The sequence below is a fragment of the Streptococcus sanguinis genome, from assembly GCF_019928825.1.
GTDB classification, from domain to species: domain Bacteria; phylum Bacillota; class Bacilli; order Lactobacillales; family Streptococcaceae; genus Streptococcus; species Streptococcus sanguinis_L.
Map to the genome: position 1 here is coordinate 1 of NZ_JAHZOP010000002.1, position 20426 is coordinate 20426.

The 20426-nt window shown below is 39.9% G+C and carries 24 protein-coding genes, 1 tRNA gene and 1 pseudogene; 8 read left to right on the forward strand and 18 right to left on the reverse strand.

Annotation, left to right across the window (positions count from 1 at the left end):
* From K1J09_RS03575 to K1J09_RS03650, 16 genes and pseudogenes are all read right to left on the reverse strand, one after another.
* A pseudogene (locus K1J09_RS03575) lies at positions 1-277 on the reverse strand (LPXTG cell wall anchor domain-containing protein); the annotation flags it as partial.
* Between the two features lie 27 nt (positions 278-304).
* A complete protein-coding gene (locus K1J09_RS03580) occupies positions 305-1126 on the reverse strand; it encodes a hypothetical protein (RefSeq protein WP_125348543.1) in 822 nt (273 codons plus the stop codon).
* The gene (locus tag K1J09_RS03585; RefSeq protein WP_125348542.1) at positions 1098-1358 is read right to left on the reverse strand and encodes a hypothetical protein; all 261 of its coding nucleotides are present in this window, start codon (positions 1356-1358) and stop codon (positions 1098-1100) included. The genes K1J09_RS03580 and K1J09_RS03585 overlap by 29 nt, the downstream gene beginning before the upstream one ends.
* Before the next feature lie 4 nt (positions 1359-1362).
* The gene (locus K1J09_RS03590) at positions 1363-2028 is read right to left on the reverse strand and encodes a hypothetical protein (protein WP_125348541.1); all 666 of its coding nucleotides are present in this window, start codon (positions 2026-2028) and stop codon (positions 1363-1365) included.
* Positions 2025-2630, reverse strand: a complete 606-nt coding sequence (locus K1J09_RS03595; protein ID WP_125348540.1) for a hypothetical protein — start codon at positions 2628-2630, stop codon at positions 2025-2027. The genes K1J09_RS03590 and K1J09_RS03595 overlap by 4 nt, the downstream gene beginning before the upstream one ends.
* An 11-nt stretch (positions 2631-2641) precedes the next feature.
* On the reverse strand, positions 2642-5350 hold the full coding sequence (locus K1J09_RS03600; protein ID WP_125348539.1) for a phage tail tip lysozyme: 2709 nt from the start codon (positions 5348-5350) through the stop codon (positions 2642-2644).
* 17 nt (positions 5351-5367) lie between these two features.
* The gene (locus tag K1J09_RS03605; protein WP_002926328.1) at positions 5368-7740 is read right to left on the reverse strand and encodes a VirB4-like conjugal transfer ATPase, CD1110 family; all 2373 of its coding nucleotides are present in this window, start codon (positions 7738-7740) and stop codon (positions 5368-5370) included.
* Complete coding sequence (locus K1J09_RS03610; protein WP_002926329.1) at positions 7658-8053, reverse strand: hypothetical protein; 396 nt, start codon at positions 8051-8053, stop codon at positions 7658-7660. Before K1J09_RS03610 ends, K1J09_RS03605 begins: the two co-directional genes overlap by 83 nt.
* A gap of 68 nt (positions 8054-8121) precedes the next feature.
* Positions 8122-8577 carry a hypothetical protein gene (locus tag K1J09_RS03615; protein WP_002926330.1) on the reverse strand — a complete coding sequence of 152 codons (456 nt, stop codon included), beginning with the start codon at positions 8575-8577 and terminating at the stop codon, positions 8122-8124.
* Positions 8578-8613: 36 nt separating this feature from the next.
* Positions 8614-9357, reverse strand: a complete 744-nt coding sequence (locus K1J09_RS03620; RefSeq protein ID WP_002926331.1) for a type IV secretion system protein — start codon at positions 9355-9357, stop codon at positions 8614-8616.
* 16 nt (positions 9358-9373) lie between these two features.
* Complete coding sequence (locus K1J09_RS03625; protein WP_002926332.1) at positions 9374-9601, reverse strand: hypothetical protein; 228 nt, start codon at positions 9599-9601, stop codon at positions 9374-9376.
* A 19-nt stretch (positions 9602-9620) separates the two neighbouring features.
* Complete coding sequence (locus tag K1J09_RS03630) at positions 9621-9923, reverse strand: hypothetical protein (protein WP_002926333.1); 303 nt, start codon at positions 9921-9923, stop codon at positions 9621-9623.
* A gap of 317 nt (positions 9924-10240) precedes the next feature.
* Positions 10241-10552: a hypothetical protein gene (locus tag K1J09_RS03635; RefSeq protein ID WP_223322887.1), complete on the reverse strand. Its 312-nt coding sequence runs from the start codon at positions 10550-10552 to the stop codon at positions 10241-10243.
* A gap of 371 nt (positions 10553-10923) precedes the next feature.
* Positions 10924-11868 carry a replication initiator protein A gene (locus tag K1J09_RS03640; protein ID WP_223322889.1) on the reverse strand — a complete coding sequence of 315 codons (945 nt, stop codon included), beginning with the start codon at positions 11866-11868 and terminating at the stop codon, positions 10924-10926.
* Positions 11869-11870: 2 nt separating this feature from the next.
* The gene (locus K1J09_RS03645) at positions 11871-12050 is read right to left on the reverse strand and encodes a hypothetical protein (protein ID WP_125348535.1); all 180 of its coding nucleotides are present in this window, start codon (positions 12048-12050) and stop codon (positions 11871-11873) included.
* A gap of 251 nt (positions 12051-12301) precedes the next feature.
* On the reverse strand, positions 12302-12814 hold the full coding sequence (locus K1J09_RS03650) for a helix-turn-helix domain-containing protein (RefSeq protein ID WP_003013606.1): 513 nt from the start codon (positions 12812-12814) through the stop codon (positions 12302-12304).
* Between the two features lie 263 nt (positions 12815-13077).
* On the opposite strand from K1J09_RS03650, the gene K1J09_RS03655 reads away from it, so the two are divergent.
* The 3 genes from K1J09_RS03655 to K1J09_RS03665 are packed head-to-tail and all read left to right on the forward strand — an operon-like array spanning position 13078 to position 15396.
* Positions 13078-14055, forward strand: a complete 978-nt coding sequence (locus K1J09_RS03655; protein WP_002896713.1) for a hypothetical protein — start codon at positions 13078-13080, stop codon at positions 14053-14055.
* Positions 14056-14066: 11 nt separating this feature from the next.
* Complete coding sequence (locus K1J09_RS03660) at positions 14067-14255, forward strand: DUF3173 domain-containing protein (protein ID WP_000369785.1); 189 nt, start codon at positions 14067-14069, stop codon at positions 14253-14255.
* A gap of 1 nt (position 14256) precedes the next feature.
* Entirely contained in the window at positions 14257-15396 is a 1140-nt protein-coding gene (locus tag K1J09_RS03665) for a site-specific integrase (RefSeq protein ID WP_002911106.1), read from the forward strand.
* 86 nt (positions 15397-15482) lie between these two features.
* On the opposite strand, the gene K1J09_RS03670 is transcribed toward K1J09_RS03665, so the two are convergent.
* Together K1J09_RS03670 and K1J09_RS03675 are read right to left on the reverse strand one after the other, a co-directional pair.
* Positions 15483-15555, reverse strand: a tRNA-Lys gene (locus K1J09_RS03670).
* A 265-nt stretch (positions 15556-15820) separates the two neighbouring features.
* Entirely contained in the window at positions 15821-17089 is a 1269-nt protein-coding gene (locus tag K1J09_RS03675; RefSeq protein ID WP_223322891.1) for a replication-associated recombination protein A, read from the reverse strand.
* A gap of 87 nt (positions 17090-17176) precedes the next feature.
* On the opposite strand from K1J09_RS03675, the gene K1J09_RS03680 reads away from it, so the two are divergent.
* The 5 genes from K1J09_RS03680 to K1J09_RS03700 all read left to right on the forward strand — a co-directional run bounded on the left by K1J09_RS03680 (position 17177) and on the right by K1J09_RS03700 (position 20425).
* The gene (locus K1J09_RS03680) at positions 17177-17647 is read left to right on the forward strand and encodes a DUF3013 family protein (RefSeq protein WP_009659789.1); all 471 of its coding nucleotides are present in this window, start codon (positions 17177-17179) and stop codon (positions 17645-17647) included.
* A 9-nt stretch (positions 17648-17656) separates the two neighbouring features.
* Positions 17657-18109, forward strand: a complete 453-nt coding sequence (locus K1J09_RS03685) for an NUDIX hydrolase (RefSeq protein WP_002916181.1) — start codon at positions 17657-17659, stop codon at positions 18107-18109.
* Complete coding sequence (locus K1J09_RS03690) at positions 18106-18576, forward strand: GNAT family N-acetyltransferase (protein ID WP_002916180.1); 471 nt, start codon at positions 18106-18108, stop codon at positions 18574-18576. The genes K1J09_RS03685 and K1J09_RS03690 overlap by 4 nt, the downstream gene beginning before the upstream one ends.
* Positions 18577-18718: 142 nt before the next feature.
* Complete coding sequence (gene prmA / locus K1J09_RS03695; protein WP_223322893.1) at positions 18719-19672, forward strand: 50S ribosomal protein L11 methyltransferase; 954 nt, start codon at positions 18719-18721, stop codon at positions 19670-19672.
* Positions 19673-20425: a 16S rRNA (uracil(1498)-N(3))-methyltransferase gene (locus K1J09_RS03700; protein WP_223322895.1), complete on the forward strand. Its 753-nt coding sequence runs from the start codon at positions 19673-19675 to the stop codon at positions 20423-20425.
* The last annotated feature ends 1 nt before the right edge of the window (position 20426 follow it).

Genomic DNA, 20426 nt, shown 5'->3' on the forward strand with positions numbered 1-20426 from the left:
GAGCTACAGGATCTGTTGGCTGCGCTGGAGTGATAGGCTGCGTCGGAGCTACAGGATCTGTTGGCTGCGCTGGAGTGGTTGGCTGCGTCGGAGCTACAGGATCTGTTGGCTGCGCTGGAGTGGTTGGCTGTGTCGGAGCTACAGGATCTGTTGGCTGCGCTGGAGTGGTTGGTTGTGTAATAACCGGAATATTATTAGCCAATTCATCAGCATAAGCTACACTATTAAGTATCAAAGTAGAAAGTAAAATAGTAGTTGTAATAGTTGTTTTTTTCATGTTTTTTCCTTTTCTAATTTTTTAGTATTATCCAGGGTATAGTCCCTCTTTAGGTTGACTTGTGACAAGCCAGCCATAACGGCCACTCTTATCACTTTGAACATCAAAAGTTAAACGTACAGTACGTTTACTTTCTTCTTGATTAATCTGTAACACATAAGATACCTGATAATTCTTCCCATTCTTTTTCACTCCTTCAAAGACAACAGATTGCAACTGTCCATCTTTAACTTCTATCTCTTTTTTTAGAGAATCTGTTAAATATTGATCCAAAATATCCCTATCATTGGCATAGAATGAAGAAATAAAATAGCGACTAAAAACATCCACTTGTGGGGCAACTACCTGTAAGTTAGAAAGATTATTGACTTTGTTTTCCAAAGACGCTACTTCTGTTTTTAGTCGTTTATTTTGACCTGCTAAAATGACTGAATAGCCTCCAAATAAACCAATCAATAAAATAACTAACATCATTATTTTTAATCCACTGAAAGCTTTCAGTGGATTACTTGAGGAACTTCCCTGAACGGTTTGGACTGTTTGTGCGTTTGGAATAGTTGTATCAGTTGCTCCTTTTTCTTTCTTAAAAGGAAATACCAACTTACTTTTTTTGCCTGTATCAACAAAACCAAAATCTTGCAGCAATTCTTCAACTGTCCCCTGAAATGGCAGTTGAATTCTCTTCTTTTGTAAGATTTCCCCATTTTCATTACTCTGAATCAGTGTCATCTCAGCTACTTGATTAACCGCCTTGAGACGTGCATTTTCTTTTTCGACATACGAGAGTAAATCATTACGATTGACATAATCATTTTGCTGATTATTCGTTAAATGTTGAGCTAGAAACATCTGGCACCTCCTTATTTGTATCATCCAGTAATAAACCTTTCAAATCGTCCATAGAATAATCAGACTGGCTAAGCAAAGCTGTCACATACTCTGCCTTAGCGTGTGTGATAGCTTGCTCAATATCTTTTTCTTTTTGTTTAAGCTCTACTTGCTGATCCTGAACTTTGATTTTTTCTTGCTCTAATCGACTAATTTTTTTCTCTAAATTCTGAATACTATTTTTCTTTGCCATTGTTTTAATTTCCTTTCTCTACTTCGCTGCTACTAGACTGGTTTGTCTCTTCTGAGGAACTTTTTGCTTCTTCCTTTAAAGTTCCATAATCTGGATAACTACTGCTTGCTGTACTATTGCTAATCAACTGCAATTGCTCCTTACTGTTTAAAAGAAGTTTCCCATTTTGATTTTGATACGTTAGTTTCAGTGTTACTTCATTTGAAACATTAGTCTGTGCCTTCTCATAATTATTTTTCTTTGCCAGCAAGGTGTTTGTGTATCTCACATGCACAATCGCTGTAAGATTTTCGTTATCAACATAAATTTCAGCTCGTTGGAAAACATAGTCAACCACGTATCCCTTGTATGTCTGATTAATAGCACTTTCTTCTTGCTTTACTTCCGCAGTGTAAAGAGCCTTAGTCATAAATGGGCGATATCGTTCCTGGTTTTCTTCCAAATCCTTTTTGGTATAATAGGCCACTAGAAAATCTTTTACTTCCTTTTGAGTCAGTTCTTTTTTATTATCTGACTTACTAGCAATCTGCTGAGTAGTCTTTTCTTTGGTTTTAACATTCCCGTTTATTTTTCCTCTACCACCAAAACCATAACCAGCCAGAAAAGCAATAACTACAACAGCAACTAAAATAAGTCGTTGCATCCGTTTTGATTGGTTTTCATCCCTCATTCGTTATTCTCCTCTCCATTCATCTTGTTTAAATCAATTACTCCTGGCGCATATTCATCCTGCTTTTGGCCACTTTCCGATATGGGATTAAGATTGACAATCTCAATTTTATCAACCAACCACTTGCCCTCAGTTTGTTTGTAGGTCAGTTTGAGACTATAATTAGCCGTTGAGGTAATCTTCTTTTGCTTTTCATTCTCTTTCAACTGGTTCACACTATCAAATTGATAGCTTACCGTTGCAAATACGACCGGTTCCTCAGAACCAAAATAGAGTTTAGCTGACTTATACTGATAGTTCTGCATATAAGACGTATAGGCTTGGAAAGCAGGGCTTTCTTCCTTCCCTATTTCTTCCTGATAAGCTCCATCAGTTAAATAAGGCTGATAGTCCTTTCGATTTGTACCAACCTTATCCTTGTTAAAATAAGCTTTCAAGAATGCCGTAACTTTTTCTTTTCGCAGACCGTTATCTAAATCATTGCTTGTTCTTTTAGACGTAGACGATCCTTTCAGAAAAAATCCTAGAATAAGCAAGAAAAATAGAACTATTCCAGCCAGGGCGGCCCAAACTAAAATCTTAACTTTCTTTTCATCAATCATATTTTACCTTTCTATTGATTTACTTTTATCTGCTGACTTTGAGCTAAGGTACCACTGTCAATAACTAAAAATGACGGATCTGGACTAGCCGCTGTACCAATCGCTGGGGTGGGGCTTATCTCCAAGTGAACATGGAAAATTGAGGTCATACCTGAGTTACCTAACCAGGCAATTTGTTGCCCAGCTTTAACCTCTGTCCCAGGAGCAAGATTTGGCTGTTCCTTCAAATGGCCGTAATATAAATACATATTCGTACCTTCGGGTATAATCGTAATTTGGTAGCCTCCAACAGATGAATAACCTGTATTATAAACCGTCCCGTTTGTGATAGAGTGAACTGGGACATCTGCTGGCAATGCAACAGTCCCATATTGGACGTTTAATGGCGCCAAGTCAACACCTGTATGTTTTCCTCCAGACGGACCATAAAGTCCGCCCCCGGCTCCAGATGACCAAGGAGTGAATCCATAAGGTTGCATAACCCAATAGTCTTGATTGAAGATTGGAGCATATTTTCCATTCGGCTTCACGAAAGAGCCACCTGAACTACTTCTTTTGAAATAGGTTAACATCTGCTTAGCCGCATGCTGTCGCTCAGCCAATTTATCCCCAGCATTGCCTTCCCAAAGATTGAGGAAACGTTTAGTCAGCGTTTCAACATCTTCATTGCTGGTCAGGATTTGCCGGGCAATTTCTCTGTAATAAGGAGCATCCCCATCCAGGATAAAGTCAATCTGCAGCTGCAGATCGTACCACTTCTTGCCCCGCTCCTGGGCAAAGGCCAAAAGCAAACTATGACGAGTACTGCCATCTTTCGTATCTGTCCACATACCAAGACCCAAACCTCGATGTAGGATATTGTCATAGCCGCCACCATAAATGGTTGGCCCGCTCATTGAGAGCCATCCTTCATCATCCCAGGAGCTCTCAGTTGCACCGACCGGCTGGGCTAAATAATCTCCTTCAGCTCGTTTAGCGGTCATATTGCTCTCTACTCCAAAATTCCCAAACATGGATGCTATACCGTTATCGGTCGCTTTAGGTTCTTTTTTCTTGATATAATCATACGTTTGTTTGGTTCGAGTAGCCAAGTCTCCTGAAAGTTCTAAATCAGAGATAACCGACGTAGTTTGGTTATATTTTACTTTCTCAAAGTAAAAGCCAGGGTTGACCCAGACCCATTCATCCTTTTTATCTTTATCGTCGTATCGACGATATTTCTGATAATAAAACTCCTGCCCCCCCTGGCTGGATACTGTCCCCAATTCCTGACCGGCCGAGACTTGCTCACCATCCTTGACTCGAATTCCATTGACCTTCTTGTAAGTCAATTCTCTGCTAGAGCTAGTGATGAGAACATCACTTCCCTTTATTTTTATTTTGCCACCAAAGGCCGCTCTTAAAGATTGACCTTGACTAATCTGTATCACTGTTCCGTTATACATCTTATCTTTAGGATCATATCCAAAGCGGCGAGTAATAAGGAGTGGGCTATTATGTCCATCTTCTGCAGAACTATAGAAAGGGTTCTCTAGTTCCTGGTAAGCCATATAGCGGCCCATCTCGTCCGATTGTTTCAGAAGCTCTTCATACTCTTTCAAGGCTTTTTCCCCAAGATAGTAGGGAGATGCCAGCTCATTGGTATATAGGTCTTTCATAGTTAGCAATTTTTGGGGATCATCATTAAGACCATGCCAGATCTGGCGCAGCAAATCTTTGTAGGTGCGTTGTTCGCTGGTATCTTTCCGAGTGGCCGACGGATTAGTCCTGTTTTTCAAGCTATTACTGCCGTCATCATAAATATCTGATAATTTATAGTCCTTGTAACGGTAATTCATGTAAAAAACCACATCGTCAATATTGGACCAGTAGTCCACTTTATCATTAGAAGCATTACGATCCAATTCTGTCAGATAGATCCATGATTTATTTAATTCCCATTCATCCTGTCTGATAGGACTAGGATTACCTAGAAAAATAACGAAGAACAAAATCAAAGCAATGATAATAAGAAAGGCCTTAATAGATAAAGGGTTTTTCAAAATTATCTGGAAAGGTTTTGATAGGACATTTAACACTTTCCCTGTTCCTCGAACAGTTTTTCCAACTTTAGAGTATTTCAAACGTTGGCGGAAAGCCCGGAGACGTTTTGCTGCTTTAATTTCCCAACGATCAGAAACTAGAGTTCGAGTGAAACCTCTTCCTCTAACTAGATTATAACTTCTATTAGCTATACTGTAGGGACCTCGAACAAATCCTGTGCCAATCTGTTTACTTAGTCTGCCAATATTTTTAGCTTGTTGAATACTAGCATGCGTACCCCGAATTTTTTGTCGAGCATCTACAAAGCTATCCAAAGCATCATTATCCTGCAGAGCAGCCTCTCCTATCCGCCGTGTCGCTTGATAGGCACTTCTGGATACTTTTTGTTTCTTAGTTCCACCAATACGCTTATATGCTGTTTTCTTAGCTTGTTTATCAACTTTGTATTGATGTCTAGTCTGACTTAGACGTTCCCGACTCTCTGCAGTGCTCTGTTTGGCCTTTATAGTAGCTTTATGCTCGCTCTTAGCAACTTTGTAATTACTCTTGCTTTGTTCATAATCACTTTTCGCTTGTTTTAAACCTTGACGCTTGCTTAGGTGATTCTGTTCAGCTGACTTATATGCGGCCGCCTGCTTTATTTTCCCCCTTTCTGTCCAGGGATCGTGTTCTGCCATCTAGTAACTCCTTTCTGTTAAGCATCGGTTTGTGCTAGTTTATATAGTTTTGTATTTTTAGGGATTGGATTCTGGAACGGTACGATGGTATCCCCAGCTATGATTAGTCCGCTTCCTTTTTGTTTTGGGCGCTGAATGTATCGTTGCATTGCTTCTGGTATTTCCGTCACATCAGATAATTTCTCTATATCTTGCGGTTTCATACGAAGCAAGATAAAAAATTCTGTATTAGACATTAAATTTCGTCCCTCTTCCCAAGCTAGAATTGTTCCAGGATTTTGAGTAATACCTGTTACAATGGCTCCATATTTCCGAATTCTAGCCCATAGTTCGGCAAAGAAAGTAGCATCAGTTTGACTTCTAAAGGTCCAATGTAATTCGTCCCAATAGAGCCAAATAGTTTGTTTCCCTTGGTAATGTAAAACTTGCTGCCAAATAAAATCTTGCAAAACTAAAAGAGCAAAAGGTTTAAGCTTCTTACTCAATCCTTTCAAATTAAATACTACAAAACGGTTGTCAATATCTACGTTTGTTTTGTGAGCAAAAAGATTCAAACTACCTCGAGTATATATTTCTGATCTAACAGCCAATTCTTTAGCTGCAGCCTCAGGTTGTTCTTCCAAAATCTCCTGCCATTCAACTAAGGTAGGCTCTTCATAACGTTTATAAACTAATCGTGTAACTTTATCAATAATAGCTGTGTGATCATCTGTCACCTCCTTCATAATAGAATCAAATAAGGCCATCAAAAGATTAGCTTTATCTGCTATTAAATCAATCTCCTGATCCTCATTATCATAAAGAACTTGATCAGTTTTAGGCAAATCTAATAAATTAAAGTGACTGCTCGATTTTGGAGATAGATTGATAACCTGCCCTCCAAAATTCTCAGCAATACCAGAGTATTCATCCTCAGGATCAACTACCATTAATCTATCCTCTAAATATCTAAGTAATGTTGGAATAACCTCTTCTGTTTTCGTAGTCATCCCTTTTCCTGAACCAGTTGAGCCGATAATAAGGCCATTCGCAGCATTTAAGTCCCGTTTTCGGTCCAGAGTAATCAGATTATTAGACAACTGATTCTGACCATAATACAAGGCTCTGGGACTCTCACTCTGTAGATCCACATTCGTAAAAGGAATCTGTGTTGCTACGTTGGCCGTCGTGAAAGGGCGCATAAAGTCCTTTTTGACATCAAGAAAAGCCCTGCCGATTGGTAAAATCGTATTCAAGGCCTCTTCTTGATAATAATAGCAATCATCAAAAATCACACCAACCTTTCGACCAGCTGCTTTGATTTTATCAGTATGAAGTTGTAACTCTTCTTTTGTGTCTGCTGTATAAAATACGGCTATAACCCCTTGAAATACTTTTTGGCCTCCAGATGTGGTTATCCTTTTCCATTTTTCAGTGGTCTGACTAGTTTCTACGGCTTTTTGAGATTCTCCTAATGAGCCATCAATGCCATTTTTAAATGCTTCTCGCTGATCTTTTAGACGTTGCCGGTTTGCTAAAGACTGTTGGTTTGCAATTTCTTTAGCTACCTTATCCGGTTCTTGAGCCTCAGCATGGATTGTCAGCGCAAACTCGACACCTGTATCACAAATAGATTTAATCATACGATCACTTAAAAATTCTGGATACTGACGAACGTAAAGGACTTTTGCAAATTTATCATCCAAACGAATAAAATCTTCTGAGAAAACAATGCGATTAGGAGATATAAAATCTTTAGACTTTAGACCAGATAGAGCAATGTCTTTATAATCGAATGGAAGATAAGGAGAATAACGAAGCAAGTAATTAAAAATTTCTAGACGTTCAATACCATTAAGCTTATCAAAACTAATCTCCATTTTCTGGAAAGCATTTTCTACAGATTGTCCTAAATCCCACAATTGATTAGAAGCTAAATGTTGATCATATGCTTCTGTGGTCAGAGTTACATATTTTTCAACTTTAAAGTTCTTTTCATCAACCGAAAATCGCTCTTGAATGATGTCATTATACTCCTCGCGGTAAACATCAAATTTATCTTTTTCTGGTTCGTAAAGTACTTGCTTTATTGTTTCGTTATCTACTCGACGATTTAGGACTAGAAGCTGGAAAGCATCGCCAGCATCCAAAGAATTTAGACCTTCTCCGTAGCTATCAATAACTCCTAACTTATTACTCTGACTAGCTGTGTTGTAGGGGAAGTCACCTAAACTGTATGTCTGAGACCAGCGGTTACCTTCAATATTCATAATTCCATTTTCAAATTGATATTTGAAGTAAATTGAATTTTGAACCGATGGAGTTTTTTTATATTCCTTTTTCAGCCGTTGTTGACGAGCTTTCAGAGGTGCTGAAAGCTTCTCTAACGGATTTTTCTTGGGTAAAATCATATTTTTTTCCTCTCTCCTCACTTACTAAATAGGCTCTCTCCTGATTAGTTAATCGGAATCGTAACCTTTCCTTAATTTCAATTTCCTTTCTTGTTCCATAAATGAAAGTGGGACCTGCTATAACTCCTATAACCATCCAGACAAAAAAGTCTGGAAACTGTAGCCAATAGAGGAGCGCTCCCAGCACAATACTTAAAAAACAGCCTCCTGATAATATAAGTTGCCGTTTTGTTCTACCAAATAAAAAAATTGGCTCGTAATCATCATACCTTTCTAGGAAGATAGAGCCAATTTCATCTTCTAATTCATTCATTTTTTTCCTCTCTCAGTCATCAAAAAAACACTTTAACATGTAAAGTGCTCAATAGTCCATACAGTAACTTAATCAATTTTTCCTGAATATTCTAGATATGTTGCAATTAGAGAAATTGCAGCTGACAGATAGACAACGATCTCAACTGTTTTTGAGCTAAGATCCACAGTACTCTGACCGGGAATCCATTCAACTCCCGAAAAATGCCTATAGAAAATAAGAATTATATTCCAAGCAATCAAGAAAAATAAAACCAATAAAAACCAATTTTTAACCAGAGTAAGTAGAAAGAAGGGAGCCATCAAAAGCCACAGAAAAATTTTCATGATTGCAAGCCCAATCCGAGACAAAACAGATTTTAACATTGATAAAATACTTCGTTTTCCTGCTTTAGAAGGCTTCTGTATTTTCACATCAGAATCATTTTGAAAATTCTGTTCAAAAAACAATGTTTTTTCTGATTCAGGAGCATTTTCAAGTGCCTTATTAAGATGCTGGATAGCTTGTTCTAATTCTGTTGCCATAGCTCTACTCCTTTTTTAAATATTATAGCATAATATCTAACTAGTCGCCATTAGTTTTTTAGCCTGTCTTTGAGTCTGCCAAATGACAAAAATGTAAACTACGCCTTTTGCCAAAGAAGCAAACGCTGTATCCCAACCACCCTTTCCTGTATCAACTTTGAAAAGGTCATCAGCTACAATCCCAACATAAATTGATGAAACTAAAAAGAGCAACAACCCTTGGAAAGCAGCAGCTGCAAACTCTTTTATAAAGCCTTTTGAAATTTCTCTTGTTGCATCCGCCATCCAGAAAGCCATCAAAATAGGGGCGATAGCTTTGAGCACATACATCTGAAAAGCCCGTAAAAACAAAATAATGTTAATGCTAATTCCAGCAATCGAGTCTATAATAGATCCGCCAATATTAATAAATCCTTTTTCCATCCAACCATTAACACCATCGGCAGTCACCTTCGATTTAAATTCTTCTGGTTTTACTAGACCACTTATCGTCTTGACAGATGCAATGACTAAATTAACAATAAAATCAAAAATTTCAGCAGAATAGTTAACTAGGAAAAGAGCTACGAGGTATTTAAAAGCAACCTCCAACCACATTTCTCCTGTCAAACCGCCTCCCTGATCTTTCAAGGTTCTATACCAAGAATCTATCTCAAGTAAAAACATGATACCAATAATAATTAAAGCAACCTTTTTAGATGATTGATTAATCAAAGTAGCCATTTCATTAACTTTTGGACTATACTGAGTGAGGTTTTGTGTTAAAGTTGTTGTGTCCATTTAACACCCTCCAATGTTACCAAGTAATCGTATTCAAAAGTGCAACAATACCTGCTGCAATTCCTGTTGATAGAGCTGCAGTAGCAGCTCCATAAAGCATACCAGCCCAGCCTTGTTCAATCTTCTGATCATTTCCAATTCTTTTCCCAGCCGAGTACTCTTCCCAGCCATTCCAAGCTCCCATGGCTCCTCTAGCAACACCTAGCACTCCAAGAGCTCCAATAATTTTTGTAGCGATATCCATATCTATTTTTCTCCTTGTATTATTTCTTATAGCCCTGCCCTGTCAGCTGTAGGGAGGTTTTACGTTGTTTTAATTTCCTAGCGACCAATACTGGTCCAATCTTGATAGTTCGGATCTGACTAAGCAGTTTAGCAGTGTAGGGTAAAACCACATCCACTTCTTGTACCTGACCAGCAATGATACCAAAACGACGTTGTGTAGCAAATTTTGCACCAAGAGCAATTTCCTCTCCTGATTCCAGTCGAGCAGTTGCTCCGCCGTATTTGCCCATCTTTTTTAGGTCAGAGATGGTAACTGACTTTATATCATTTTTTTCAGTCATGGTTAATCCCCCTTCTGAAAAGTTGCTGATTTACAGCTTGCCGAGACAGTGCGTAACTGCCTTCCGTATTTCTTACGCAGGGTTATTTTAGTCTGGTAAACCCCAAAAACTCCTTCGCCTTACGGGACAAGTCAACCGTGGCTTTGCGTCATGTGACCGACACTAGATATCCTTTTCTAGTTACTCGCCGCCCCTATTTCTCTTTTATGTCTAGGTCACGCTAATCAGGACAGCGGGGGTATTCAATTTTCAAGGAACTAGAAGCAGTTTAGAGACTTACTTAGGTCAAGTATTAAAATCTACGAAAAAAGATTTAATCAGTACAACTGATCAGATATTATTTGAAAGCCATTGGTCATAAGGTTGTATACTGTAGCTGCAACAACAAATGAAATGATTATAAAAGTTGCAGATTCTACACATTCTTTTCTTTTTTGCTTTTCCTCTGGGGTATTTGCTGGCATCGTAATAAAAGCAATTCCAACAACAAGCAATATAACCAAAGCTATTACGAGAGCTACTTTAGCATTCTTCACAGAATATAAAACAGTAGCAAACAAAGCTGGGCCAGCTGTAAAGCCAAGAACATGGTCTAACCTCTTACGAAAAAACTTAAATATTTTAATCATGATGCACCTTGTTTCTCATATTTTTGATTACCCAGACGAGACCCAAAATGAAAGAATAGAAACTAACCGCAATGAAAATGTATATATTTTCAAAATTTTCAACTATCGCGAACGGTAAGAAATTTTGTTTCGGTGTTACTGGTATTTCGGTAAACAAAGCCAACGTATTCCAAATTATCCAGAACAAGCTACCTAACGAGATGAAAAATACTAGGATTAGCATGGTAAGCAGCCAGGGAATCAATAAAAAAACTGCGAGATCTGATAGGCTAAAACTTTTTTCTTTTTTGTTTTCGTTGCTATTCATCTCTATCTCCTTCCTTCGCTTGATAGCTCACAATTTGAGGACAGATTGTTCTTTGTCTATATCCTCACCCTCCATACCTCAGTTCAGCATTTCTATGAGCTGCTATTTTAGCCTCCAGCCTACGCTCTTCCTTGAGGTTCTCCAGGCATTTCAGCAGATAAGCGAGGGGCTGTTCTGTATCAAAGGGCATGCGCTCGATAGTATCCAGGATCTCCTGACTGGTCATATATCCATCAGCCAGAAACTGACCAATCAGCATTTTCTGACGATGAGTTAGATTGTAAATCTCACGTCGGTTATAATCATAGGCAAATTTGTCATTGTAACTATCTGCAATTACCTGCAGCAACGAGTAGTATTCTGGCTGGATATATTTCTCCTCAGATTTTTTTTGAATAGATAGACTATCAGCCCCAGCCTTTCTAGAACTATCAATATTATTTTTATTCTCACTCTGTTTAATCTCACTAGATTTATTCTTACTTGAGTCGGATTTCCCGACTTCTTGAAGTCGATTTTCCCGACCTCTTGAAGTCGATTTTTCCGACTTCTTGAAGTCGGTTTTTCCGACTTCAGGCGATTTTACTGGATTTTCAGACTGTTTTTTCTGTTCAAAATCCATATTCAGAAGTTCTATACGAGTTTCAACGTTCTTAACGTAAATCCGGTTAGCCTTCTTCAAACCTTGCCGGACCTCATCAATAAGGTCATATTTGATAAGCTGTTTTTTGAGTGACATTACTTTGTCACGTTTCCAACCAAGATCCTCAACCAGCTCCTCGATAGGATAATAGATAAAGACATCTTGATTATCATCAACAAAACGCATATCGCCTTTTCTAGCATTCTCAATCGAAGCCCCCATACGATCCCTAAGTAACATAAACATCATTTTGGCTTCTGATTTTAACTTGCTGTAATATTTTGAACCAATCATCACTTTTGGTAATTGATAAAAACTTTCACTGCCTAGACCTTGAGCTAGGGATATTCTTCCGTTATCAACCATTATTACAGCGCCTCCTCTCGAAGCATCACTCCGCCTGCAGTTGGAAACTTAATTAGGTTTGCAGCTTCTAGCTCCTTGAGAGAAGCCACTACTTTCGCCCGTGACCAGCCAGTTAATTCCATACATTCCATAATCACCATATTTCTGGATTGTCTTTGTTTAGGATGTCCTTTTTTATTCATAAGCAAATGCTCCTTTTCTTTGAACAACAAAAAACGAGGAAATGATTTCTCATTTCCTCGTCAATTTCTTATTCAATTTTTCACTTTCTCAAAACTCTAGACACTTACAATAAACAATTTGGAAGTTTCAGTCTGACTTACAAAAAGAAAAGGAGTTTTCACTCCTTTTCACAGATTGAAGACAAAGTCCTTATAAAAGTGTCTTCTAAAGATTTTAACTTCAATCTGAAGCGAGGTTATCCTCGCTTTTTCTATTTATCAAACAATTCCTTATTTTCAATTAAGAGTTCTAGTGGAGATTTATCCCTTGCTTCAATAAAACCAGGTTCATATTGGTTATGAAGTGTTCTTTTCTGAGAAGTTGGATCAATATACAACTCATCTCCATCTTCTGTGTATAGTTGGTTGCCTCTTGTTAAGTAAAGTAAATCCTCTAAGTACTGTCCATCAGTTTCTAGAAAATCTTCGATGTATTTGACAGCTTTTAAAATCTCACTTACTTTATCAGAGTATTCATTAGATTCAAGAACACTCTTTTCTAACTCAATCTCTTTACTAGTTCCAAATAGTTGGGTTGGAGTTGCATTAAAATATTCTGCTATCTTATCCAAATTTGCAAAGGTAGGATAGCTTTTTTGTTTTTCGTAATCAGAGATGGACTGTTTACCGATTCCTAAATCTTCAGCTAGTTGAGTTTGGCTTACCCCTTTTTCTATGCGTAGTCGTGCCAAATTGGGTCCAAAATTTTGAATAATAAAGGTCATGGGAAACTCCTATTTTTATTTTTAACTTATTTTATCACCTATAAACTTACAAATCAAGTTTTTAGTTGACTAACTAAAATATTTTTTATAAAATATATTTATAACTTAAAAATAAGTTATAAACGATAAAAATAGCTCATAAGTTTAGGAACAGCCAGCAAAAAGGGACACTTAGGGCAACGCCCAAAGAACGACGGAACGAGCAATCGTTGATTTGACGGTGTTTCTGAAACCTAAAAAATCTAAAAGAAGGGGGGACAATTTTGTTGGTTTCTATACAAGATTTAAGAAGTATTCAAGAACGATGTGATGTAGGAGAATTAGTACAGCGGTTAGATGTCAGTATTGATAGATTAACGGTTATCTGGGATACAGACATTGGTTCCCTAAGACAAATTTTTAAAAATCTGAAACAGGCAATAAGTACAAGAGTTGATTCATTTGAAATACATGATAACGTACGAGATGATGTATTTACTTTAGCTAAAGATTTTAATGAGTATGATTCAATCAATATTATATTTTTTCAATTATCCACTTATGGAAATGAACAATTGATTCGAATTGATTTCAATCCTAATACTTTAAAAGAATTTGATGGAATGAAAGTATGGAGGCAATTAATGTACTTTGCTAGATTGAATTCATTGACAGTACGTTTGTCTCGTTTTGATTTGGCATTTGACATTTTCAATAGGCCTGAAATCGTTAATTTGCAACATATTAAAGGTGGTGTTACCCATAAGGTCTTCTATGGTAGAGGGGGTGAATTAGAGACGAAATATTGGGGTTCTAGCGGTAGTAATGTACAAGTTAGGTTATATGATAAGAATAAAGAAATCATTGCTCACAAGCGCGATGAGAAGCTAGATTTGGCTGTAAATCCGTTTTGGTGGAGACTGGAATTCCAACTTAGAACCAAAGCGATTGGTGAGGAGATGGTCCAAGATGTTATGAATCGACTTGATAATTTCGGATTTTATAAGCTAGAACATATTCGAGTGGAGCAAAGAGCATTTACAATTATCTTTCTCAACAATCCTGAACTGTTATCATTGGCTTTTCCAAATTTAAAATCAGACAGCATCAAAAAGAAAAAAACAAGAGTCCGCAAACTATTGAGAGAAGAAACGAACCAATTTGCGGAAGAATTAAAAGAAGTATTAATACAGAATCTCCCTAAATTAAATGCAGAATTACAACTACTTGTAGGCGAGTTTCTGAATTTAGAAAATAAATAAGGAGGATAACTATGGACAATAATTTAATTAGTAACAAAGAATTAATTGAAATGGGCTATCGCCCTCATACAGCAAATGATATCATTCATCAGGCAAGAGAATTACTTGTCTCACGAGGCTATACATTTTATAATCGCAAACGTTTGATGGTTGTTCCAAAAAGTGTTGTAAATGAGATTCTAGGAACTGAGGTGGCGTAATATGGCAAGTGTTCGTTATCGAAAGCGAGGAGATAGTAATTTATGGACCTATGAAATTCGTAGCGAAGGGAAAACTGTTGTTCATAATAGCGGTTTTAAAACAAAAAAACTTGCAGAGTCAGAAGCTGAACCGATTCTGCAAGAACTTCGTTTAGGAAAAAGAATTTCTAGAGATATTTCTCTTGTAGATCTGTATCAAGAATGGCTTGAACTAAAAATTCTACCGAGTAGTAGGTCGGAAGAGACAAAGAAAAAATATCTTCTCCGTAAAAACACAATTGAAAGATTATTTGGAAATAAAAAAGTCACTCAAATTCGTGCGAGTGAATACCAAAGAATTATGAATAAGTATGGACAAACAGTTGGTAGAAATTTTCTTGGTAGATTGAATACTGGGATTCATCAGAGCATCCAAATGGCAATTGCAGACAAAGTTCTAATAGATGATTTTACACAACATGTCGAGTTATTTTCATCCAAAGAACAACAGATGACAGAAGAGAAATATTTACATACAGAAAAGGACTATCTGGATTTACTTTTAGCAGTAAAGAGAAAATTTGATTACCAACGTTCAATTGTTCCTTATATTGTCTATTTTCTATTAAAAACAGGCATGAGGTTTGGAGAGTTAATAGCGTTAACTTGGAATGAAGTTGACTTTGACAGAGGACTGCTAAAAACATATAGGAGGTTTAATACCCTTTCTCATAAATTTGTCCCTCCAAAAAACAAAACGTCTATTCGGATGGTACCGATAGACGAAGAATGTATTAAGATATTACAAGTCCTAAAAATTGAACAAGAGAAAGCTAATAAAGAGCTAGGAATCAAGAATAGGTATAAAATGATTTTTCAGCATTATGGCTATATTCACTTGGTACCAGATATTGCAAGTGTCAATAAAGCTTTGAGTGTTCTTTTAAATGAATTAGATATTTATCCAATTATCACGACAAAAGGAGCACGTCATACCTATGGAAGCTACCTCTGGCACAAAGGATTTGACCTTGGAGTTATTGCAAAAATTCTAGGGCATAGAGATATTTCAATGTTAGTAGAAGTATATGGACACACTTTAGAAGAGAAAATTTTTGAAGAATTTAATCAAATTAGAGATGTTTGGAAAGATTGCTCATAAAAAAATGTGGGGCAAATGATGGGGCAAATCAGTTATAGACAAGCAAAAAAGCCTTATAAATCAAGGCTTTTTCCTGTTGATTTAGATGCCCCCTGCAGGGATCGAACCTGCGACCCACGGATTAAGAGTCCGCTGCTCTGCCAGCTGAGCTAAGGAGGCAATAGAAAAAGCTGTATTGGTGCCGGACCTTCACGATTTGTATTGAACCCGCGCAATTAAGCAGGTGGGCAACTCGCTCTAACTGAAGCTGCTTCCGCGTGACACGGCTTGCATGCTGTTAGAAGTCTTTTGTTTCCCTAATAATACAAAAAATAGTCGGTCAACACTTAAGTGTGAAGTCGTACACCACAGCGTTTCTATAATTATGATACCATAAATTTTGAAAAATTCAAGAGAAAAATGTGATTTTTTGCAAACGATGTCATCATTTTTTTAAGTCATCAATCTTATCCTTAGTCATTCCAAGGGCTCGCTCGTATTTGCCATTCTCATTAGGAGTGAAATAATTGGCGTCTTTTATCTTGTCGGGCAGATAGTCCTGCTTGACCCAATTGCCAGGATAGGAGTGAGGGTAGAGATAGTCCTGTGCGTTGCCCAATTCCTTGCTGCCGGCATAGTGGCCGTCTCGTAAGTGGCGGGGAATGGGGAGGTTTCCATTCTTTCTTAGGTCAGCTAAAGCCTTGTCCATGGCCAGATAGGCTGAGTTGGACTTGGGCGATAGAGCCAGATCAATAACAATATTGGCAATAAGGATACGGGCTTCAGGAAAGCCAATCCGCTGGGCAGCTTCCAGAGCTGTAACGGTATGGACTTGAGCGTCTGGATTTGCCAGGCCAATATCTTCGTAAGCGATAACGGTCAAGCGTCTAGCTAGGCTAGGGAGGTCTCCTGCCTCAACGAGGCGAGCTGCGTAGTGGAGGCTGGCATTGACATCAGAGCCACGGATGGACTTCTGTAGGGCAGAGAGGACATCGTAATGGCCGTCCCCGTCCTTATCCATGGTGATATAGCTCTTTTGCAGGCTGTTTTCCATGACATCAAGTGTGATATGGCGGATGCCCTTGTCATCTTCTGGGGTAGAGAGTACGGCTAAATCCAGTGAATTATAAGCAGAGCGCAGGTCTCCGTTGGTAGAGATGGCAATGAAATCCAGAGCTTCTTTGTCTAGCTCCACTGGAAAATCAAATCCTCGTTCCTTATCCTTCAAGGCTAGCTGAATGGCTGTCCGGATGTCATCGTTGCTGAGGGGCTCTAGCTCAAATATCTGAACCCGACTTCGGATAGCAGGAGTGACAGAAAAGAAAGGATTTTCTGTCGTCGCTCCAATCATGATGACTAGACCGCTTTCTAATAGCGGTAGAAGAAAGTCTTGCTTGGTCTTGTCCAAACGGTGAATCTCGTCAAGTAGGAGCACCAGTCCGCCGGAAAATTTAGCTTCCTCGGCGATTTCTTGCAGGCGCTTCTTGCTATCTACGGTGGCATTAAAGGTCCGGAAAGCATATTTAGTTGTGCCGGCGATAGCCGAGGCGATAGAGGTTTTGCCAATGCCGGGTGGCCCGTAGAGAATCATCGAGGACAGGCGGTTGGCTTCAACCATGCGACGGATGATTTTCCCGGGTCCGACCAGATGTTGCTGGCCGATAATCTGATCAATATCGGTCGGCCGCAAGCGCAGGGCGAGGTTTTCTGGCATAAGATTTCCTTTCTGCAAGTGTTTTTCTTGGCTTTTTGTGTTACTATTGTAGATAGTAATATTTTATCACAATGAAAAGAGGAAATCATGACTAAGTACGGTTTTTTGGAGATATTGGACGAGGAAATGGGGAAGAGCTTTCCTTTTGACTATGAGATAAACTGGGACAAGAAGAATCACGCAGTCGAGCTTGCCTTTCTCCTTGAGGTTCAAAATCCAGGCGGTATTGAGACGGTTGATGCTGAGGGCAATGTCTCGGCTGAGGATATTTACTTTGAGGAAGCCGTACTTTTCTACAATCCGACCAAGTCTCGTTTTGAGGCAGAGAACTATCTGGCTGCCCTGCCCTATGAGCCGAAGAAGGGGCTGTCACTGGAGTTTCTGGCTTATTTCGTGGATTTCCTAACCCAAACGGCTGAGTCTGGTCTCGATGCACTCATGGACTTCTTAGCAGATCCAGAGGCGGCAGAGTTTGAGATGGCTTGGAATGCTGAGGCTTTTGAAAATGGCAGAGCGGATTTGACTGAGACAGATTTTTATCCCTATCCAAGGTATTAGGAGGCGCTGATGGCAGATGAAGAAGGACTAGATTTGCTGCACAAACAGATGGAGTTTTCTGGCTGCAAGATTGCCTTGCTCTGTGATGATAAGCTACTGACTATCTTGCGAGACGATATTTCAACTATTCCTTGGCCCAATATGTGGGAGCTGCCAGGCGGTGGCCGAGAGAACGAGGAGACCCCCTTTGAATGTGTTCAAAGAGAAGTTTTCGAAGAGCTTGGTTTGAAGCTTGAAGAAGTAGCTATTGTCTGGGCTAAGGAATATCAAGGCATGCTTGATCCAGCCAAAACCTCGATTTTTATGGTGGGAACCATCACTCAGGAAGAATGTGCCAGCATCGTCTTTGGCGATGAGGGGCAGGCTTATCAGATGATGGATATTCGCCAGTTTTTAGCAGATAAAAAGGTTATTCCGCAGCTACAGGACAGGTTGAGAGATTATTTGGAGGTGCGAGCATGATTCATATTGAGCGGGCGGGAGCTGAGGATTTAGAGACCATTATTGCCATTCAGCGAGCGAGTTTTAAGGCCGTTTATGAAAAATATCAGGATCAATACGACCCCTATCTGGAGGAGCGAGAGCGGATTCGCTGGAAGCTGGTTGAGCGGCCCAATAGTTTTTATTATTTTGTCAAAGACGACGAGAAGATTCTTGGCTTTATTCGCTTGAATACAAATGACGAACAGACAGCAGGCTGGATTGGAACCGTAGCGATTTTGCCAGAGTACCAGAATAAAGGATATGGTTCTGAAGGCCTTGGTCTGATTGAGGAGAAATTCTCCACCGTTATCAGATGGGATTTGTGTACGGTTTTCCAGGATAAAGGCATGGTGGCTTTTTATGAGAAAAATGGCTATCATCAGACCCATACTGAGCCCGAAAAAGAGGGCATGGATATGGTCTACATGACGAAGACAATGAAATAAACAAAGAAAGGATTGTTCAGTTAAATTTTTAAACTGAATCTGCCCTAAACATTGTGCCAAAAAGATAAGGTTCTCATAGACGCAAGCGTCATCAGAGAATTTCCTATTTTGGCTCTGTGTTTTACGGGCCTGGTATTTAATAATGGACACTTGGCAGGAATTAACGATTGAAGTGAAGCGTGAGGCGGAAGAAGCAGCCTCTAATATTCTGATTGAGCTGGGCAGTCAGGGCGTGGCTATCGATGACAGCGCAGATTATCTGGGGCAGGTTGACCAGTATGGTGAGCTTTTTCCAGAAGTGGAGCAGAGCGATCGGGTCAAGATTACCGGCTACTACCCGGATTCGGTGGATATAGAGGCTGTTGCGGCTCAGGCCAATGAGCGTCTGGCTGAGCTGGATGGCTTCGGCTTGGAGACGGGAAATATTCAGCTGACTCGGCAGGAACTGGCTGAGGAAGACTGGGCGGACAACTGGAAGAAGTACTTTGAGCCGGCTCGGATCACCCACGACTTGACTATTGTGCCGTCATGGACGGAGTATGAGGCGACAGCTGGTGAGAAGATTATCACGCTGGATCCTGGCATGGCCTTCGGTACGGGCACTCACCCGACGACCAAGATGAGCCTCTTTGCGCTGGAGCAGGTCCTGCGGGGCGGTGAAACGGTGTTGGATGTAGGCACGGGCAGCGGCGTTCTCTCCATTGCCAGCTCACTCTTAGGCGCTAAGGACATCTACGCCTATGATTTGGACGAGGTGGCAGTGCGCGTGGCTCAGGAAAATATTGAGCTCAATCCAGGTATGGAGAACATCCATGTGGCACCAGGTGATCTTCTCCGAGGCGTAGAAATTGCGGCGGATGTCATTGTTGCCAACATTTTGGCCGATATTCTCATCCATCTGACAGAGGATGCCTACCGTCTGGTCAAGGATGAGGGCTATCTGATTATGAGTGGGATTATTTCTGAGAAGTGGGAAATGGTGCGCGAGTCAGCGGAAGCGGCAGGATTTTTCCTGGAAACACATATGATTCAGGGTGAATGGAATGCCTGTGTCTTTAAGAAAACGCAGGACATTTCAGGCGTGATAGGTGGTTAGATGCAGCAGTATTTTATAAAAGGAAGTCCTCAGTCTCCTCTGGTGGTCACGGATAAGGACACGGCCAAACATATGTTTTCAGTCATGCGGCTCAAAGAGGGCGACCAAGTCACACTGGTCTTTGATGATAGCGTGAAACGGCTGGCTCGGGTATTGGATCCCAACCAGCAGAGCTTGGAAATCTTGGAGGAGCTGGCAGACAATACAGAGTTGCCGGTTCAAGTGACCATTGCTTCAGGCTTTCCTAAGGGCGATAAGTTGGAATTCATCACTCAGAAGGTAACGGAGCTAGGAGCCAGTGCTATCTGGGCTTTCCCAGCGGACTGGTCGGTGGCTAAGTGGGATGGCAAAAAGCTATCCAAAAAGAGTGAAAAACTGGAGAAAATTGCTCAGGGAGCAGCGGAGCAGAGCAGGCGCAATCTGATTCCAGAAGTTCGGCTTTTTGAAAAAAAATCAGATTTTTTGAATCAGCTGGCTCAATTTGACACAATCGTTGTGGCCTATGAAGAAGCAGCCAAAGAAGGAGAATCTGCAGCTCTAGTCCGAGCGCTATCAGGCTTGGAAGCCGGCGCAAAAGTGCTCTTTATCTTCGGACCGGAGGGCGGTCTATCGCCAGATGAAATAGCAGCCTTTGGCCAAGCAGGGGCTGTGTCAGCTGGTCTAGGTCCACGTATCCTGCGGGCTGAAACAGCTCCGCTTTATGCCTTGACCGCAGTCAGTGTTTTGTTAGAATTGAGCAATGACAGTCTTTAAA

Coding starts and splice junctions, on each gene's coding strand:
- prmA (WP_223322893.1), top strand. CDS start 18,719: ATGGACACTTGGCAGGAATTAACGATTGAAGTGAAGCGTGAGGCGGAA.
- K1J09_RS03685 (WP_002916181.1), top strand. CDS start 17,657: ATGGCAGATGAAGAAGGACTAGATTTGCTGCACAAACAGATGGAGTTT.
- K1J09_RS03580 (WP_125348543.1), bottom strand. CDS start 1,126: ATGTTTCTAGCTCAACATTTAACGAATAATCAGCAAAATGATTATGTC.
- K1J09_RS03650 (WP_003013606.1), bottom strand. CDS start 12,814: ATGACCTTTATTATTCAAAATTTTGGACCCAATTTGGCACGACTACGC.
- K1J09_RS03680 (WP_009659789.1), top strand. CDS start 17,177: ATGACTAAGTACGGTTTTTTGGAGATATTGGACGAGGAAATGGGGAAG.
- K1J09_RS03605 (WP_002926328.1), bottom strand. CDS start 7,740: ATGATTTTACCCAAGAAAAATCCGTTAGAGAAGCTTTCAGCACCTCTG.
- K1J09_RS03645 (WP_125348535.1), bottom strand. CDS start 12,050: ATGAATAAAAAAGGACATCCTAAACAAAGACAATCCAGAAATATGGTG.
- K1J09_RS03625 (WP_002926332.1), bottom strand. CDS start 9,601: ATGGATATCGCTACAAAAATTATTGGAGCTCTTGGAGTGCTAGGTGTT.
- K1J09_RS03600 (WP_125348539.1), bottom strand. CDS start 5,350: ATGGCAGAACACGATCCCTGGACAGAAAGGGGGAAAATAAAGCAGGCG.
- K1J09_RS03660 (WP_000369785.1), top strand. CDS start 14,067: ATGGACAATAATTTAATTAGTAACAAAGAATTAATTGAAATGGGCTAT.
- K1J09_RS03620 (WP_002926331.1), bottom strand. CDS start 9,357: ATGGACACAACAACTTTAACACAAAACCTCACTCAGTATAGTCCAAAA.
- K1J09_RS03640 (WP_223322889.1), bottom strand. CDS start 11,868: ATGGTTGATAACGGAAGAATATCCCTAGCTCAAGGTCTAGGCAGTGAA.
- K1J09_RS03590 (WP_125348541.1), bottom strand. CDS start 2,028: ATGAGGGATGAAAACCAATCAAAACGGATGCAACGACTTATTTTAGTT.
- K1J09_RS03610 (WP_002926329.1), bottom strand. CDS start 8,053: ATGAATGAATTAGAAGATGAAATTGGCTCTATCTTCCTAGAAAGGTAT.
- K1J09_RS03630 (WP_002926333.1), bottom strand. CDS start 9,923: ATGACTGAAAAAAATGATATAAAGTCAGTTACCATCTCTGACCTAAAA.
- K1J09_RS03635 (WP_223322887.1), bottom strand. CDS start 10,552: ATGATTAAAATATTTAAGTTTTTTCGTAAGAGGTTAGACCATGTTCTT.
- K1J09_RS03675 (WP_223322891.1), bottom strand. CDS start 17,089: ATGCCAGAAAACCTCGCCCTGCGCTTGCGGCCGACCGATATTGATCAG.
- K1J09_RS03585 (WP_125348542.1), bottom strand. CDS start 1,358: ATGGCAAAGAAAAATAGTATTCAGAATTTAGAGAAAAAAATTAGTCGA.
- K1J09_RS03665 (WP_002911106.1), top strand. CDS start 14,257: ATGGCAAGTGTTCGTTATCGAAAGCGAGGAGATAGTAATTTATGGACC.
- K1J09_RS03700 (WP_223322895.1), top strand. CDS start 19,673: ATGCAGCAGTATTTTATAAAAGGAAGTCCTCAGTCTCCTCTGGTGGTC.
- K1J09_RS03595 (WP_125348540.1), bottom strand. CDS start 2,630: ATGATTGATGAAAAGAAAGTTAAGATTTTAGTTTGGGCCGCCCTGGCT.
- K1J09_RS03615 (WP_002926330.1), bottom strand. CDS start 8,577: ATGGCAACAGAATTAGAACAAGCTATCCAGCATCTTAATAAGGCACTT.
- K1J09_RS03690 (WP_002916180.1), top strand. CDS start 18,106: ATGATTCATATTGAGCGGGCGGGAGCTGAGGATTTAGAGACCATTATT.